This window comes from Sphingomonas palmae (genome assembly GCF_900109565.1).
Taxonomy (GTDB): domain Bacteria; phylum Pseudomonadota; class Alphaproteobacteria; order Sphingomonadales; family Sphingomonadaceae; genus Sphingomonas; species Sphingomonas palmae.
Genome location: NZ_FNZZ01000002.1, coordinates 144,971 through 161,621, shown reverse-complemented (window position 1 = coordinate 161,621; position 16,651 = coordinate 144,971). Strand labels below are relative to the sequence as shown.

11 protein-coding genes are annotated in these 16,651 nt (G+C 65.0%); 6 read left to right on the top strand and 5 right to left on the bottom strand.

Features of this window, described 5'->3' with window-relative positions; all coding sequences use genetic code 11:
* Positions 1-59: 59 nt before the first annotated feature.
* On the top strand, positions 60-1,268 hold the full coding sequence (locus BMW51_RS05345) for a M48 family metallopeptidase (RefSeq protein ID WP_143051805.1): 1,209 nt from the start codon (positions 60-62) through the stop codon (positions 1,266-1,268).
* Positions 1,269-1,538: 270 nt separating this feature from the next.
* Positions 1,539-2,945, top strand: coding sequence for an exopolysaccharide biosynthesis polyprenyl glycosylphosphotransferase (locus BMW51_RS05340; protein ID WP_143051804.1), 1,407 nt, complete (start codon positions 1,539-1,541; stop codon positions 2,943-2,945).
* A gap of 727 nt (positions 2,946-3,672) precedes the next feature.
* On the opposite strand, the gene BMW51_RS05335 is transcribed toward BMW51_RS05340, so the two are convergent.
* Genes BMW51_RS05335 through BMW51_RS05315 form a run of 5 tightly spaced genes read right to left on the bottom strand, consistent with a single transcriptional unit; the run spans position 3,673 to position 11,053 of the window.
* A complete protein-coding gene (locus tag BMW51_RS05335; RefSeq protein ID WP_342723398.1) occupies positions 3,673-4,869 on the bottom strand; it encodes a GIY-YIG nuclease family protein in 1,197 nt (398 codons plus the stop codon).
* Position 4,870: 1 nt separating this feature from the next.
* Complete coding sequence (locus BMW51_RS05330) at positions 4,871-6,958, bottom strand: DEAD/DEAH box helicase (RefSeq protein ID WP_093004167.1); 2,088 nt, start codon at positions 6,956-6,958, stop codon at positions 4,871-4,873.
* Positions 6,955-7,158 carry a hypothetical protein gene (locus BMW51_RS05325; protein ID WP_093004165.1) on the bottom strand — a complete coding sequence of 68 codons (204 nt, stop codon included), beginning with the start codon at positions 7,156-7,158 and terminating at the stop codon, positions 6,955-6,957. The genes BMW51_RS05330 and BMW51_RS05325 overlap by 4 nt, the downstream gene beginning before the upstream one ends.
* The gene (locus BMW51_RS05320) at positions 7,155-8,213 is read right to left on the bottom strand and encodes an endonuclease NucS domain-containing protein (RefSeq protein ID WP_093004163.1); all 1,059 of its coding nucleotides are present in this window, start codon (positions 8,211-8,213) and stop codon (positions 7,155-7,157) included. Before BMW51_RS05320 ends, BMW51_RS05325 begins: the two co-directional genes overlap by 4 nt.
* Entirely contained in the window at positions 8,210-11,053 is a 2,844-nt protein-coding gene (locus tag BMW51_RS05315) for a class I SAM-dependent DNA methyltransferase (RefSeq protein ID WP_093004161.1), read from the bottom strand. The genes BMW51_RS05320 and BMW51_RS05315 overlap by 4 nt, the downstream gene beginning before the upstream one ends.
* A gap of 171 nt (positions 11,054-11,224) precedes the next feature.
* Between BMW51_RS05315 and BMW51_RS05310 the strand changes: the two genes are divergently transcribed.
* From BMW51_RS05310 to BMW51_RS05295, 4 genes are all read left to right on the top strand, one after another.
* Positions 11,225-12,127 (top strand): HNH endonuclease, encoded by a 903-nt coding sequence (locus BMW51_RS05310; RefSeq protein ID WP_093004159.1) that lies wholly within the window; start codon positions 11,225-11,227, stop codon positions 12,125-12,127.
* A 303-nt stretch (positions 12,128-12,430) separates the two neighbouring features.
* Positions 12,431-15,010: a MobA/MobL family protein gene (locus tag BMW51_RS05305; RefSeq protein WP_093004157.1), complete on the top strand. Its 2,580-nt coding sequence runs from the start codon at positions 12,431-12,433 to the stop codon at positions 15,008-15,010.
* 146 nt (positions 15,011-15,156) lie between these two features.
* The gene (locus tag BMW51_RS05300) at positions 15,157-15,687 is read left to right on the top strand and encodes a hypothetical protein (RefSeq protein WP_143051803.1); all 531 of its coding nucleotides are present in this window, start codon (positions 15,157-15,159) and stop codon (positions 15,685-15,687) included.
* Positions 15,687-16,319, top strand: coding sequence for a hypothetical protein (locus BMW51_RS05295; protein ID WP_093004153.1), 633 nt, complete (start codon positions 15,687-15,689; stop codon positions 16,317-16,319). The genes BMW51_RS05300 and BMW51_RS05295 overlap by 1 nt, the downstream gene beginning before the upstream one ends.
* Positions 16,320-16,651 lie beyond the last annotated feature (332 nt).

Here is a 16,651-nt window from a genome sequence, read left to right as displayed (position 1 = left end):
GCTCAACGATATATACACCCGCGTGTGTCACTTGCCCGTGAAGCAAGAGGAAGTGACACGTGCTCGACCGCAAGCATCTGCACCACGCATTATCGTACCTTGTTGCTGCCGCGGCTCTGATGCTCGGCAGCGGCAGCGCGATGGCGGCCCGTCTCTCCGACGCGGCGCTGGCGTCGGGCGACGCCCGGTTGGCGCTCGTGGGGTATCGCCTCGCGTCTGCCAACGGTGATCGGTGCGACGCGCCGATGATGATCACAGGCCTCACGCTGCACGATCTTGCCAGCTACGACCGGCGAGACCGGACGCTCGTCCAGGCACGGGGGCTGGGCCGGGGGTTCGCGGTTCGCGCGGTGGTCGCGGGTAGTGCGGCTGATCGAGCAGGGCTGCTCGTGGACGATGAAATCGTCGCGATCAACGGACGCGACGTCACGGCGCTGGGGGCGGCGCTAATCCGCTCTCGGGCGACCTATCGGCGGGTCGAGTTGTTCAACATCGCACTCGATACCATGCTGCGCGCGAACCCGGCTGTTTTGACGGTCGAGCGCGGTGGAACGCAGCGTCAAATCGTGCTCGCCGGTGATCGCGGCTGCGGCGGGACGGCCACGCTCCAGCCGGGTAACGCGGTCAACGCCTGGGCCGACGGGCGCTACGTCGCGGTCACCACGCGCGCGCTGGACGTGGCCGCGGCGGATGACGAGCTTGCCTTCGTCGTAGCGCACGAGATGGCGCATAACATTCTGCACCATCGCGCCAGCGACGGGTGCCACGCGTCGTTTTTTCCGCAGACGCGCCGCAAGAGCGGGATCAAGCAGGCGGAGATCGAAGCGGACCAGCTCGCGCTGCGCCTGATCGCTCGTGCAGGCTACGACACCAGCGCGCCGGAGCGTTTCCTTCGACGCGTGGCGCCCGCGCGCTGGGCCGACCTGTCGATCACGCACCCGTCGATCGGGCGTCGTATCCAGTTGGTCAACGCCGTGAGGGACGAGATCGACCGCGCGCGGATCGAGCAGGCGCTGGAGCGGCAGGGCTATTTTGGGTCGCCGATGACCGGTGAGCAGCTCGTGGTACAGCGAACGCCTGAAACGATCGATCGTCCTGTCGTAAGGATGTCGAGCGATGCCTTGTTTGCCGGATCAGCGCTGGTCAGTGCTGACCCGTTCGTGCTCGGAACCACGAACCGGTTGATCGCTGCGATCCGGTCAACGTCGCAGCTTGCGCCGTCCGACGCCGATCGAATGTCACGCTCGCTTATTCTTGCTGCCATGTAAGCGGAACAGTCAAGATAACTGATCTGTATTTAGGTGGAGCGGTAAACAAGCCCGTGTTATTTCCGAGCCATGTGACTGTAAATAGACGCAGCTAGGTCAATTTGATTGTGTATGGAATGCGCTGCGCGTGAATTTACAAGTCGTCGTGCTCGGGCAAGTTCAACTGTAAAGGTCCGCTGCTGACCTCAGACGCCGGTGTGCTTATCGTCTCGCAGACGTCGCGCGGAAACTCGATTCCGTGTCGGCGCACGGGTCGGGGGGCTGGCATCGTTGATTGCGCTCGAAGTGCAGGAAGTCACGACCGCGACCTACGCGCCGGCGCGCTTGGGCCGCGAATATTCGCCTATGCTCTCGGGTGCGCAGCGGCGGGTTCAGGCCCGCATGTTGCTGTTCTGCGGCGATCTGATCGCAATCGTCGCCGCACTGGTGCTCGCCTCGCTGGTGCTGGGACGCGATCCGGGCGAGCGCGTTGCCGCCGTTTCCACCATCATCCTGTCGCTGTACGTCGCGCTGTCCCCCAGCCGCGGTGCCTTCGACCGCGACGCGATGATGCAGCCGGCACGCGGAATGCGCCGCGCGCTGTCGTCGTTCACGATCGTGTCGTTGCTGGCACTCGGGCTCGGCTTCGCGTTCAAGGTCAGCGCGGACTATTCGCGCCTCGAGCAAGCGGTCGCCTTCGCGCTCGCGATCCTGTTTCTTGTTGCCGCCAGAAGCCTAAACGCGTGGCTGATCCTCGCGCTCTCGCCGCGCGGGTTGATCGACGAACTCCTGCTGCATGACGCCTCTAATGGTCGATCCGAAATCTTCACCCACGCGATCGAGATCGGCGGCAGCGGATTGCGGCCGTCGCTCGACTGCCCCGACATGCTCGACCGGATCAGCCGTGCCTGCGCCCGCTTCGACCGCGTCGTTCTGTCGGTCGCACCCGAAGCGCGCCTTGCCTGGGTTGCGGTGCTGAAAGCGCTCGGCACCGACGTTCACGTCGTCATGCCGGAGATAAAGGCGCTCGGCATCCTGGAGGTGGGGAGCGCGCACGATCAACCGACCGCGGTGGTCGCGCGCGGGCCGCTTCGTCGCCCCGACGCCGTGCTAAAGCGCGCCTTCGACCTCGCCGTGGTCTTCGCGCTTCTCCCCGGCATTATCGCGATCACGCTTGCCGCAGCGATCGCGATCAGGCTGGAGGACGGTGGGCCTATCTTCTTCCGGCAAGTTCGCGTCGGTCGGGCGAACAGGCAGTTCGCGGTGCTCAAGTTCCGCAGCATGCGCGTCGACGTCTGCGATTCGGATGGCGGCACTTCGACCTTGCGCGACGATGCGCGCATCACCCGCGTCGGCGCTTTCCTGCGCAAGACCAGCCTCGATGAAGTGCCGCAGCTTCTGAACGTCCTGCTCGGCGACATGAGCATCGTCGGACCAAGGCCACACGCGCTCGGATCACGCGCCGAAAATGCGTTGTTCTGGGAGATCGACCAGCGCTACTGGCATCGTCACGCGGTCAAGCCGGGGATCACCGGCCTGGCGCAGGTGCGTGGACTGCGTGGCGCGACGCAATGCGCCGAGGACGTGACCAACCGCGTGCAGGCCGATCTGGACTATATCAACAACTGGTCGATCTGGCGCGACATCCGCATCGCCGCGCTTACGCTGCGCGTGCTACTGCATCCCAACGCGTATTGATCGTAGCGCTCAACGCAGCAGGAAATAGACCAAAGCGAGCCATCCCAGCGCGCTGATCGCCAGCAGCAGCAGGACACCGAACTTGCGATAGTGAGGATCAGACATCGGCGAGATAGCAGTCCGGAGACGCGGTGAACCTGTCATCGACCGTGAAAATGGCGCTGCGTCGTGAACCACCATCATGATCTCCTCCGCCGCTACCGTCGCACGCGGGCGTGAACAACCGGTAAACGCCGGGCTTGGACCGCGGTGAGGTGCGATCTGATCCGGAACGGCGGCACTCGCCGACAATGGCGTGAGTGCCGGTGTTACCCTCGGACCGGCGTCCGCTTATCGAAGCTACACGACCGCAGCCGAACGTCCGTTCGCTGCTATCTCCGTCTGAGAGGGTAGCCCGGCCTGATGCCGAAACCGGTATGAACTCACATCGGACCGGGGCCGATTAGTCACAGAGGCGGCAATCCCATTGACTATGCTCGTGCAACCGTGCCACGTGGCCTAGACGGCAGGACGGTCACGAGCTGATCAGTTTTGTCGCTGCGGCCGATCCAAGCAGGTCGACTCCGCGGGTGTAGCTCAATGGTAGAGCAGAAGCTTCCCAAGCTACAGGAAATGGCGGAAAACTGCCGTTTCTGCTGTAAACCGGCTTAAATCAGCCATCGTGAAATCAATAGCTTAGCAAGCAGCCTGTAAACCAATTTTGGTCCCCTGCATCGGCCAGTTGGCGTCATTTCGCCGGGATTAGAGCGACGGACTGGGGATCATAGATCATCCCTGCCAACGTCCCGTCTGCGATGCGCGCCACGATCTCGTCGATGATGGGTAGTGGCACAAGGAACCATTCGCGTGGGCGCACCGGCTTGCCGAACCGGTCGGGGATTTCGGCGTCGAACCGGACTTTGTTCAGAACGCGATGAATGAGCGCCTCTAGGCGGGTGCGGTGAACGTCAAAGAGCTTGTACGTCGCCACGACGTCGACCTCGGCGAGCAGATAGGTCGCGTCATCGGCGGCTCCTGCAATACGTGCCTCGACCGGTCCGCCAGTGATGCCGATTTTGTGGATCAGATCACGATGTGCGGCGATCGTCGGGTGGGTCGAGCGGCTGCGCAGCACATAGAGTGTGCCCGTTGACAGCAGATCGGGCTCCTCCTGAGCCGGTCCCTTTTCTTCGAACAGTGGGCCGGCGGTCGGTTCGGTGATGCGGCGGCCGCCCTCGTCCTTGTAGAGCGCGCGCTGGAGCGAGCGGAGCAGCAGGTCGCTTTCAGTGCCATTGGAATAGACGACGCGCAGGCGAGCGTCTGTCTCTCCATTGGGCGCCTCGATCGGCTCGCCCATACTCGCGACATAGGCGACCTGTCCGCCGACGATAAAGAACTCGCCCTGCTTGATGTCGGCCTTCGACATGCCGAGGTCGCGCACGAATGGCCGGGTCGTGCGGACGCCCGCCTCCAGGTCAGCCTGCACCTGATCGAACAGCGGCTTGAAGGTCGCGAAGTCCTCGCAGCGCTTGGCACTGGCCACTTCTTCGGCGGCCTTCCGGTCGGCGTTCGAGCGGACGTTGCGCAGCTGGGTGATGTCGTTCGTCGCTTCAGGCTCGATACCTAATTCGGCCAGCAGCGCGATGTCGTCCAGATCGTCGATTGCATCGGTATTGGTCGCGCCGTCCAACAGGCCGTGCACGTCCATGTCCGCCAGCAACTCGCGGCAGTCCTGCTGTGCCCGCAGACGGTCGAGGCGCACGGCGTAAAGCCGCTCGAAGATGTCGCGGCCCTGCCCGTGCTGGGGCACCCGGCCATACTCCTCGCGAAAGCGGACGATATCTTCGAAGCCCGCGATGATTCGCTCCTCACGCGGCGTGCGGGCGTGAACCTTCTTGGGCGCCAGATCGACGCCCAGTTCGGCGAGGATATCGTCGTCGGTCATGTCAGCCATTGGCGGCGGCCCCTGCGGACTGGGCCTTGGCGCGGAAGCGGGCGAAGGCGGCGACGCCTTCCGCTAACTGGCGCTCCCACGGATCCTGCGACGTCGCCTCGGGCGCGCGGCCGCGTTCGCGCTTCCACTGGACCGCGCGGATCGCGAAGGCACGCGCCTCTTCCTCGGTCAGCGTGGTCTTACGCGCCGAGATCGCGGCCTGCACCTGACGCAGCGTGCCCTCGTTCATCGCCTTGGCGAGGATCGCATAGGCGGCCTCGAACGGGTTGATGCGGTCGATCAGGTCGATGTCGAGCTCGCGCACGTTCATGAACTTGCGCACGCCGTCCACGAACGAGGTGTTCGCCTTCAGCTCGCCCGTGCCATCGTCGGTCGCCGTCACGGTGACGATCTTCGCCGCCTGCTGGGTGATGTTGAGCGCGGCGATGGCGTGCTGGCGGATCGCCTCCTGATCGGTTTCGCTGAGGTCGGGATAGCGATCGCGGACGATCTTGCCCATGCGGACTTGGGTCAGCTCCTCCGGGACCACCTCGGGGTCGAACAGGCCGCGTTCGATCGCCTGCTTGTCCTGAATGAAGCTGGTGATGACCTCGTTGATGTCCTCGGCGCAGATGCGCTTGCCCTCGGTCGAGCGGGGCAGCAGCAGGTCCTTCAGTTCGAAATGGAACTGGCCGCGCTCCTCGTTGAAGCCGACGTTGGTGCGGCCTTCCTGATAGCCGTCAGGACCATAATCGAACCCGTCCTTCGGCCCAGCATCCTTCGGCGTGAAGTCGAAGCGAGGCGCCAGCACCTGCTCCATCAGCAGGCTGGCGGCGATCGCCTTCAGCGTGTCGTTGACCGCCTCGGCCACCACGTCATCGGCAGCGGCCGGTTCGGCGATCAGGTTGGTGAAGCGTGCCACCGTCTTGCCCGGCGCGTCGCGGGTGGCGCGGCCGATGATCTGGATGATCTCGGTCAGGCTGGAGCGGTAGCCGACGGTCAGCGCGTGCTCGCACCAGATCCAGTCGAAGCCCTCCTTCGCCATGCCCAGCGCGATGATGACGTCGACATGGTCGCGGTTGCTCCGTGCCTCCGGGCTTTTCAAGGCCGCCGCCACGCGGTCGCGCTTGGCGGGGTCGTCATCGACCAGATCGGCGACCTTGATCGTCGCGCCCGCCGCCGTCTCGATCAGGTGGAAGCCTGTGACCGGATCGGTGCCCTTCCAGGTGCCGAGGTGATCCATGATCTCCTCGACCTCGCGATGCTTGTCCTTGGTGCTTTCGCGGCTGTTGACGCTGGGGATGTGGACGATCGTCTTCACCGCGGGGTCGAGCAGGTCGTTGATCTTGTCGATATAGCGCCCGGTGTAGAAGCTGTACGCGATGTCGAGCGTCTTCAGATAGCGATAGCCGTTGAGCTGCTCGTAATAGGTGTAGGTGACGGTGGTGAACTTCGCCTCGTCCTCCGCCGACAGCACCGCGACCGCGTCGCCGCGGAAATAGCTGCCGGTCATTGCGACCAGATGGACCTTGTCGCGCGCGATCAGCTGGCCCAGCTGGGCGCCCAGCCGGTTTTCCGGGTTCGCCGAGACATGGTGGAACTCGTCCACCGCGATCAGCCGCCCATCGAACGCCTCTATCCCCAGCTCGTCGACGGCGAAGCGGAAGGTGGCGTGGGTGCAGACCAGCACCGTGTCGTCCGAGGCCAGGAACTCGCCGACCGCCTTCACCTTCGACTTGGCGACCTTCACGTCGTCGGCGCCCGGTGTGTTGCAAAGATTCCAGTGCGGTTTCACGGTCCAGTCGGCCCAGAAGCCGTGCGCCGACAGCGGCTCGTCGGCGAAGCTGCCGCCGATCGAGCGCTCCGGGACCACGATGATCGCTTGGCTAATGCCCTGGTTGTGCAGCTTGTCGAGCGCGATGAACATCAGCGCGCGAGACTTGCCGGAGGCCGGCGGCGACTTGATCAGCAGATATTGCTCGCCGCGATGGGCATAGGCGCGGGCCTGCATCGGCCGCATGCCGAGTTCGTTGGCGCTCGAAGACGCGCCGGTCTGGCCGGTGACGAGGCGGACGGCGGGGATAGGTCGGTTCTCGGTCACTGGTCAGCCTTATCGTGATGGTCGACGAAGGCGGCGACGGAGCCGTAATGCTCCTTCACCCGCGTCTGCACCTTTCGCATCATGTCGGATCCGCGCTCCGCCCAATGATGTTCTTCGAACATGGCAGCGAAGCCGCCATATCGTTCGGACGCGATCCGCGAGATGGCCTTGGCGTCGCCACCCGGTTCGAATTTGCTCATGCCGTCGCCTCGTCCGCCCCAAGGCCGAACTGCTCGCGGAGGAAGTCAGCGGTCTGCTGGTCGTAGATCTTACAGGCGATCGCCTGGTTGGCGAAGATGCCCTGATACGTCTTGGCCTCGTTTCGGGGATAGGTGCGCTGCCAATCGACTCCGACCACATAGGCCGCGCGATCGGGATCATCGCTGAACTGCGTCAGATACCGGGTCGGCAGCACATCAGTCAGCTTGCGGCCATCCGCCAGCACGAAATCCGATGCGAGCGTCTTGGGCGTGGTGACACGGCCAAAGCCGAGATAGCCGGTCTTCTTCTGATAATAGAAGATTGGCGCGCCGACCTCGAGCCGGTCGAGTTGATTGGTATAGTGCCGGCCGCCATCGGCGCTGAAGATGCCGTGCTGGCGCAGTTCTTCCCACGGCCGGTCTTCCTCCGCCCCGCCGGTGACATAATAGAGCCCCGACCAAGGCGCCCTCGCCTTCTTCACAGCGCGGTCCTTCACCTCTTCCTGGTCGAGCAGGCTGTCGGTGGTCAGCCATTCATGGCCCTGGTCGCCAAAGATGTTGAAGAAGCTGGCATTGATGCCAACGTCATGCTCCTCGGACAGATATTCGATGATCCGCTTGGTCGCCTCGTCGACCTCGCTCGCCACCACGATCATTTGGTGCGAGGCGTTGAGCGTCTCCGGCACCGCCTTGCCATAACGGTCGCGGTACAAGTCCGGCAGCGATCTCCCGGTGGCAGTGCGGACCAGATCGTGCACGTCCTTGGTGGTCAGGTGTCGCACCCAGGATGCATAGTCGAGCACCTGCCCGACGATGTCGCGGGGCGAGCGGTCGCGCTTCAGCTCGATGATGATAAGGTTGCCGTCCTCGTCCATCGCCAGCAGGTCGATGCGCGTGCCGTGATCGGTCGCGACCTGACGGCCGATGACGAAGCCGTCGACGCCGACCAGGCTGAGGTCGCGCGCCACCCAATCCTCGATCCGGCGTTCCAGATCGAGCGGCTTGCGGCGGCTTTCAATCAGCCCTTGTTCGGTGATGCGGAACAGGCGCGTCATGCGGCTTTCTTGCCCTTCTTCGGCTTCGGCTGGCTCGCCGTCATCTTGGTGTAGAGGTCGAACAGCTTTTCCAGCCGCTCGGTATCGTTGCGGAAGCGGCGGCCGATATAGATGCGCTCCAGCACCTCGTCATTCTCGTCATGCGCGCGGCGCAGGTCGTCTGGCATACTCTCCGGGTCGTAGAGATCGGCGATGGTTGCGGGGAAATGCGCCTCGCGCGCGAGCAGGATGTTCTCGGCGGTGCGGGTGAGGTCGGCCTTGTCCTGTCCGGTGAGCTTGGGGACGGGGAAGGTATTCCAGCCAAGGGTGTTGGAGTAGGAGAAGTCGGTGCGCATACGCATGCAGACGGTAGCGATCCAGACCCAGTGCATCCGAGATGCAACTAAAGCCATATTCCACATAGGCGCATCATAAAGTGCATAGCACTTGTTGTTTATGATTATACCAGACGGAAGAACTCCACAGGGGAGATAATCTCTATTCTCCGAACTTATTGCAGGCACAACTATCAATTGCTCGCGTCCGCTCTGCCGTCTTTCATCGAACCGGTAGGGCCAGCGCGCACCGTCTCTCGTCCGGGACTTGGAACTCTCCGCGCGCATCTCCGACACTTTAGCAAAACGCGCCGCCAAAGTCGGGATCAGGCGAGCGTCTTTCTCGTCCGCGTCGCTGATCCAGATGGCGTGACGGATGACGCCGTTGATGAACTCGAACGAGCCGTAGAGGCGGCGAATGAAACGCGCCTGCTCATCCGGGGTGAGGTTAAGCGAGGCGACCTCCGCGGAGTCCAGCAGAAGATGCCCACCATCTACTGGCTTGCTGCCAAAATCCATCGGCGCAAGATCGCTGATCGGCCATGGTGACTTCCCGACAACAACATCAGGACCGTCAACAAGATAGGCGTTGATGTGATCCGCGGCCTTGGTGGTAACAATGCCGTTGCCGTCTGTAGCGAAAAGAGTAGCACCTTTTCGCTCGTCGGCCAGCCCGACGATGACGACAGTCACACCTGCGTTGTGGCTCGCCAAATTGGCCCACTTGAAAGACGTGTGTGCAAAGGCGATCGAGCGACCGGTTGCAAAGATGAGGGGCCACAGGATAGGCACCTGCTGACCCTGGCAGATGGAATTGGTGCTTACGAAGGCGCTAGCCGCGGTCGTTCTTGTGCCGAAATCGGCGGCCTTCATAAACCAGCCCGCGACATAGTCGAGTGACTTCCAGAGATCAGTTCGACTGCCGAAGATTGCCTCTAAGTCCGCCTTTTGGATAGCGGTTTGCCAAGTGCTGCCGACATAGGGCGGGTTACCGCAGATATATGTTTCTGTACCCGCGCCCTCTCCCAGCCCGTTCGCCTCCAGCGCCAGCCGCCCCGTCGGTCCGCCAAGGTCATGCTCCGCACCCGCCGTCACCCGCACCGGCGGACACACCTCCAGCCAATCCCGCCGCAACGCATTGCCGACCGTAATCTGCCCAGTCTTGTGCAGCGGCAGCACCATCGCGCGCGCTTCCTGCTGGCTGAGGTACAGGCAGTCCGCCTGGAACTCGGCGATCAGCAGCGCGAGGCGGGCGATCTCGGCGGCGAAGCCCTTGATCTCGATGCCGTAGAAATTGCTCAGGGGGATAACGCTGCGCCGCTCGTCCAGCTTCAGATTGGCCTCGCCGCCCAGCCGCTCGACGATCACCGCCTCGATCGCGCGCATCTCCTTGTAGGCGATGACGAGGAAATTGCCCGATCCGCACGCCGGGTCGAACACACGAATGTTCGCCAGCCGCCGCCGCAGGTTGCGCAGTTTCTGGCGGCTGTCGCCCGCCGCCTCCAGCTGCTCGCGCAAGCCGTCGAGGAACAGCGGGTTCAGCACCTTCAGGATGTTGGGCACGCTGGTATAGTGCATGCCCAGCTCGCCGCGCTCGCCATCGTCGGCGACCGCCTGGATCATCGAACCGAAGATGTCCGGGTTGATCTCCTTCCAGTCCAGCTCGCCCGCGCGCAACAGATACGCGCGTGCGGTGCGGCTGAAGCGCGGGCTTTCGGTCGCGCCGGTAAACAGGCCGCCGTTCACATAGGGGAAGACGTCGGCATAGGGCCGGATGCCCGCCGCGCGGCGATAGCGGTCGTCGAGATTGCCCTCGTGCGTGACCGGCGTGTCCATCGCGCGGAACAGCGCGGTCAGCACCTCGTGAGTGTTGCCCCATTGCTCGTCACAGCTGCCGTGCCCGGCATGGCTCATCTGCGTGATGGTGGCGGTGAACTGGTTCTCGCGGAAGATGCCGGTGTCCTCGGCGAAGAAGCAGAAGATCAGCCGCGCCATGAACTGGTTCAGCTCGTGCCGCCGCTCCTCGGTCGCCCAGTCCGGATTGTCCTTAAGCAGCTCGACATACAGCTTGTTGAGCCGCCCCGTCGCCTTGACGTCGATGGGGTTGTTCTTGATCTCCTTGACCGTGGAGATGCCCGCCAGCGGCAGGAAGGTCGCGAAGTGGCGCGGCAGGTCGGTGTAGGCGCAGGCGATGACGTCGCCGCCGACCAGATCCTCGGCCTCCACCGTCTCGCCATCGGTGGCGAGGATAAACTTGGCCTTGGCGCTGGTGGTTTTGGGGCTGGCGCGCAGGGCGGCGAGCGTCGCGCCGACCTGCCCGGCGGGGGCGATGCCGATATGGATGTTGTTGCGCTGCAGGACGCCGCCGACGTCGGACTGGTTGGTGCCGTTCTTCGTCGCGCGCAGGCGGTCGACGGTCGCCTTCTTGGCGCCGAACGCGGTGATGAACTGGAACGGGAATTCGGCGGCGTCGAACGGCTGTTGGACGAGGTCGGATACGGCTTCTTCGATCTCTACGGCGTTCATTGGGGGCGACAGGTCCGGTGCTGCATGACCCGTATCGGCGGGTCTTCGATCATCAGGTGAAGGATAGGCAATCTGAGGCCCCCTGTCATGGGCCAACCTCTGGCGGCTCGGGATAGTGACGTGCTGTCAGGCTCTCGTTTGACGCGGTGTCTGCCCGCGCTAAGTATCCGTATGGCTTTCGGCGTCTTCATTCACCGGTCGGACTCGATCTACGATGACACGCCGGCCGAGCGCTATCAGTTCCCCCCGCAGTATCTCAGCCGGGTCCGCGCCTGCATCGGCGATTGGATTGTGTATTACGAGCCGCGCAAAGTGCCCGGCACGCGCGGGTATTTCGCCGTGGCGAAGGTTGAGCAGGTAGTTGCCGACCCCAGCGCACCCGGCATGTACCTCGCGCTAATTGAGCCCGGCAGTTACCTCGATTTCTCGAACCCGGCTCCCTTCGCCGACGCTGATGGCGTCGTGATCGAACGCGGCGTGCTCAACGAGGCTGGCCGTATCTCGGGTCGGGCCCAGGCGGCTGTGCGAGGGCTGTCCGCCTCCGACTTCGCCCGCATCGTCGGCCTTGGCCTGGCGGAAGATAATCCGCTGTTGCCGCGGGTCGGCGCCTCCGAAGCGCCGTCGGCGGTCCGAGAGGAGCGAATGCCCTTCGGCTTCGACGAGACGCGCGAGCGGGTGAGCATGCTCGTTTCCCGCGTCGTGCGTGACCGCGTTTTCCGGCGGATCGTGCTGCGCGCCTATGACGAGCGGTGCGCGGTCACGGGGCTCAAGCTGATCAACGGCGGCGGGCGGGCCGAGGTCGAGGCCGCGCACATCCGACCGGTCGAGGCTGGCGGTCCCGACATCGTCAGCAACGGCCTCGCCCTTTCCGGCACGGCGCATTGGATGTTCGACCGCGGGCTCATCAGCCTGGCCGACGACGCCCGCATCCTGGTCTCGCGCCAGGCGAACGATCCGGACAGCATCCGCTCGGTTATCAACCCGAGCGGGCGAGCGATCCTGCCAGACCGCCGGGGCGACCGGCCACATCCGCACTTTCTCAACTGGCACCGCGAGCACTGCTTCAAGCTGTAGCGCAGTTGGCAAGCGGGAAGCCGAAAGGCAGGTCGGTCGATCGGCCATCAATCTGCATTGGCATGACCGCGGAGAAGGAAATTTCAGGCGCAATTCCGCGTCGCTGGGTAAACCCGAGCGACGCTGGTGCGCGGACCCGATCGCCGGGTCCGGATGGCGCCTTGCTGGCGCGGTCCTCCTCATCCGCGGGCGGGTGATCCGGAAGGCGGTGGCTGCCGTGTCGATGGGGGGTATGGCCGTTGGCGCCGATCCATTCCACACTGATACCATCACGCCATCGGAACGGCGTGCCGGAGGCGTGGGATGGTCGGCGAGCGGGCGATCAGCCAGAAGATCGAGGCGGCGAATGGCAGGCTTGCCTCGTTGCTGCGCGCCCGCGAGGAAGACGAGCAGTTGCTCCAGATCGGCCGGGTCCGGATCAAGGAGCAGGCGAAAGAGGAAGCCGCAAAGCGACCCGCCAGCGGCCGCGGCGCTTGGACGATGGCCGCCGACTTCGGGGCCCCGCTGCCATGTCCCGGCCGTCCGCGGGCGGCAGACGGGATGACAACCAGCTTCCACTTCCATGCCTGCTGCGTGACCCGTTCGTCCGGCGCGGCAAGGGCGGGCGGTCTGGCAGCGAACCATGCGGCCTATGTCGAGCGCATCGACGCCGTCGAAATCGGGTCGGCGCTTGATCACGCCGGCTATGTTGAGCGGAGTGATGCGCTCGAGGTCGCGGATCACGCGCTGGTCTTCAGCAACATATCGAACGATCCGGATCGCCGCCGTGCCTATTGGGAAGCGGTCGACCGCTGCGAGCGGCAGGGGCATGCGGGGCTGACCATCAGGGCCGGCGGCGTCGGAGACTGGCTTGAGGCGGTGGCGTCAGAACTGCCGCCGGCGTTCGTCGTCCATTGCCGCTCCGAGCGGGAGCGCTGGGCGACCAGTCAAACGAAGGGGAAGCCGTTCAAGGCGAAACGCTATCACGTCGAGCACGACGCCTGTGAGGCCATCCTCGGCGTGCTGCGGCAGGTACCCGGCTGGCCGGAAAAGGAACCGCCGGTCTTCTATACACCCGGTTCCGCCGGCCGCACGCAGTATCGCTACGTCGCCGAACTGCCCCACGAACTTGGACCCAGCGACCGTGCGGCGATCGTCCGCGACTTCTGCAACCATCTCGGGTCCTTCGCCCGAGATGCGGAAGGGCGAGCCACGGGCATGATGTATACGGCGGTGATCCACGCGCCGGGGCCGGGCAACGACAAGCGCAACTTTCACCTCCACGTGATCGCACATGATCGCCCGGCGACTTGGTTGGCCGACCACAATAAATGGGATTTCGAGGTTACCGAGGAATTCGTGCGGAAGGGCGAGACGCGCATCCGCTATCCGCACCGGCAGGAGAAGATCGTCGAAGTCACCCGCAGCATCGCGCCCGACAAGCAGCCGGCGCATTACAACGCCGCGATCGCCGGCAAGGCTTTCGTGCCCCACCTGCGCGAACGTTTCGCCGCCATCTCTAACGAGCGGTTGGCGCTCAGGGGTATCCAGCGCCGGATCGACTCCCGGTCCCACAAGGCGCTCGGGATCGCAAAGGAGGCCGAGATACACCTCGGCACCCGTGCCGCCGCACTGGAGCGGGCGGGCGTGCCGACCGTAATCGGGCGCTACAATGCCGCGGCTAGCTGGCAATATGCCGCGCTGACCGAACGGAAACGGACCGAGAATTTCTTCGAGCCGTGGCAACAGCAGGATGATGCGCTGGCGAAAAGCGTCGCGGGATCGCCCGCCGGTGCCGATCTGATCCGGGAACGCCGCGCCGTGCTACGGGCGCTGGAGGAAACCCGCGATCTCGCATGGGAGAACGACCGGCTCCGCCAGCAGGCGCGGTCCCGGGCGCAGGCGACGCTCGATTACTGCGACCGGTGCCTTGTGGAAACGGGCGGAAGCGCGTCGCATCGGGCGGCCATCGACAAGCGCCGGTGGGAGGCCGAGGAGCACCTCGCCAAGGTCGAGGCCGCCATCGCTGCTGGCGAAGCGGACATTCTGGAGGCGGCCAAGGCAATCGGCCAACTGCACCTGCGACAGGTCGCGATCGACGCCCGGCTGGCGGAACTCGCACGCGCGAAGGCCCGGCTGAAGCTGGTGGCCGGTCTGGATTTCTCGCCGCCTGTCGAACTGTCTTCGGAGCAGCAGGCGTTTCGAACCGTCGGCGCGCTCGCTTCGGCCCCATCGCTGAAATTGGTAGGCGCATGGACCGGCACATCGCGACCCGTGAAACGCGAGGAAGCGCGGCGAGCCCCGGCCGGACAAATGGTCGCCAACGCAAGTGATGCCGCCGGGCGAACAGCCAACGACGAGGACAGGAGTGCTGCCCCGAACCCCTCGCCAGCGATTGCCCCACGGCTCGATAAGGGACCGCCGCTTGACGTGCGCGAGCGCATCGACGCGCTGCTGGACCGCATTGCCAGAGAGCGAATTCCGATCCTCGCCGCGACCGGGAAGCCCGGCGCTGCCGCGCTGTCGGCGGATGACCGGACGTTGCTCGAAAACATCCAGTTCCGGTATCTGATCGTGAAGCGCCTGAATGCCATCGCCACCCTGCAGGCAAAGGAGATCAAGCGCCTGCTCGACGCGATAAAGGCGCACGGCCCTGATCTGGAAGGCATCTCGGACCTGAAGTCGATCCGCTTTCTCTTGCGGCATTGGGGTGATCATCCCGACGTTCATCAGGCGCTGACGCGGGCTGCGACGGACGCACAGCGTCTGAATCCGGTGCCAGGCACCATGCATAGGCTGGGCGCCGCCGTATCGGCCGAGGTCGGGCACGTAGCGGCGAAGCCGAAGGGGCCGACAAGCTCTGCGACACCGGTCGGCCTGCCCACCAGGGGCCCTGAGCGCTAGCCCGTCGCGCGCATCCGGGAAGACCCGCCGGGGCCGGCGGAAGGAAGATTGGGGAACGCCTGCGGCTGTGCCGTGAAGGCGAAAATGAAGGTGCGGAAGGGTGGCGTGCAGCCCGCCACCTCCCGCATAATCCCAAGGACTTTCTTGTGTATATCATGACCAAAGAGCGGGCGCTGGCGCAGATGCGGGCGCTGACCGCGACCCAGGCGCTCGCCACGCTGGTGGGCTGGCAATCGGACCCGGCGACCCGGCTGTTGCTGCGCCCGCCGTTCAGCGAATGGTTCTACGCCGCCTCCGCCGATCTGCTGCTGGTTCCGTCGATCGAGCCGACGCGCGGCGATCTCGCCATCGTCGACAGGGGCATGCGCGAAGCGCGCTGCGACGCACTCGTCGTCAAGGCGTCGAGCGAAGGCCGGCGCACGCTCTATATCGCTTACGGCCAGTGGGGGCGGCAGGAGAACGTCTGGTGCCATGGCCGGCGGCTCTGGCTGTCGTCGCATGGCAAGGCGTGGCTGGTCCCCGACCCGCACGACAGCGAGGATCCGCACCTGTCGATGCAGTTGACCGAGCGCCGGCTGCAGGTCGCGTCGCATCCGCCCGCGCGGGACGACCAGGAGGCGATCGACGGCCTCGACCGGGCCGACGCCTTCCTCGCGCAGCTGTGGGGGGACCGCTGATGGCCGCGCTCCCGTGGATCAGCCCGGCCGATGCCGATGACATGCTGTTCGACGATCCGCTCGGGTCGACTCCCGACTTCGGCTTCGCCCTCCTGCGGCCGAAGGCGAAGGGCAAGCGCAACACCACCGCCGACCTCGCGCGTGCCAAGCTCCAGCCGAGCAAGCCCGATGACGCAGCCTGGGGGCCGGACGGGCTGTGGCCGATCACCTGCACGACCAGCCGGCTGGTGCCCGCGCCCGGTGTGGCTATCGAGCCGGATGCGCTGGAGGGCTTGTTCGAGGGCTATGACGGCAGGATCAAGCCGCACCAGAAGCTGCTGGCCACGGTGCTGACGATGCGCTTCGATCACGGCTGGCAGGCGGCGGACATCCTGTCGCTGGTCGGCACGTACGCGCTCCAGCATCTCGCGCTCGAGCGCCGGCTGACCAGCCTCAACGTCGTGCATATGCCGGCCGATGAACTGTCGGCACGCCGCCCGCACGCGCATTGTGTGGTGCTGGCACGGGTCCACCGCGCCAGCGGCTGGGGCGAGCTGCATCGTGATCTGGTCGCCAGGGAGGCGCAGGCCACCTTCGAGGCTGAGTGGGAGACGTTCCGCGACGAGTGGGAGCCGCGCTTCACGCCCGGCTGAGCAGGCCGCCGAGCACCCGCGACAGGCGTCGCGGGTGCCTCTGGCCGGGGCGGACCGGTGCCCGCCTGAAAGGGATGAACCGATGGAGTGTCCCCGATGGTGGGGACGAAATCGGGAAGAACCAGATGACCAACACCGCCGCCGCCCGCACTCACCTCGCTGCCGTCTCCACGATGCTCTTGGGCAACCGCACGCTGCGGCCGTCCGCGGCGCTGCTCGCCGGTGAGCGCCTCGATCAGCTCGCGCGGCTGCGGCTGGGGCAGATGGCTTGCGATGCGCAGGCCGACCTCGTCCACCTCAGCTTCGAGCACCAGGCGGGCGAGACCATCATG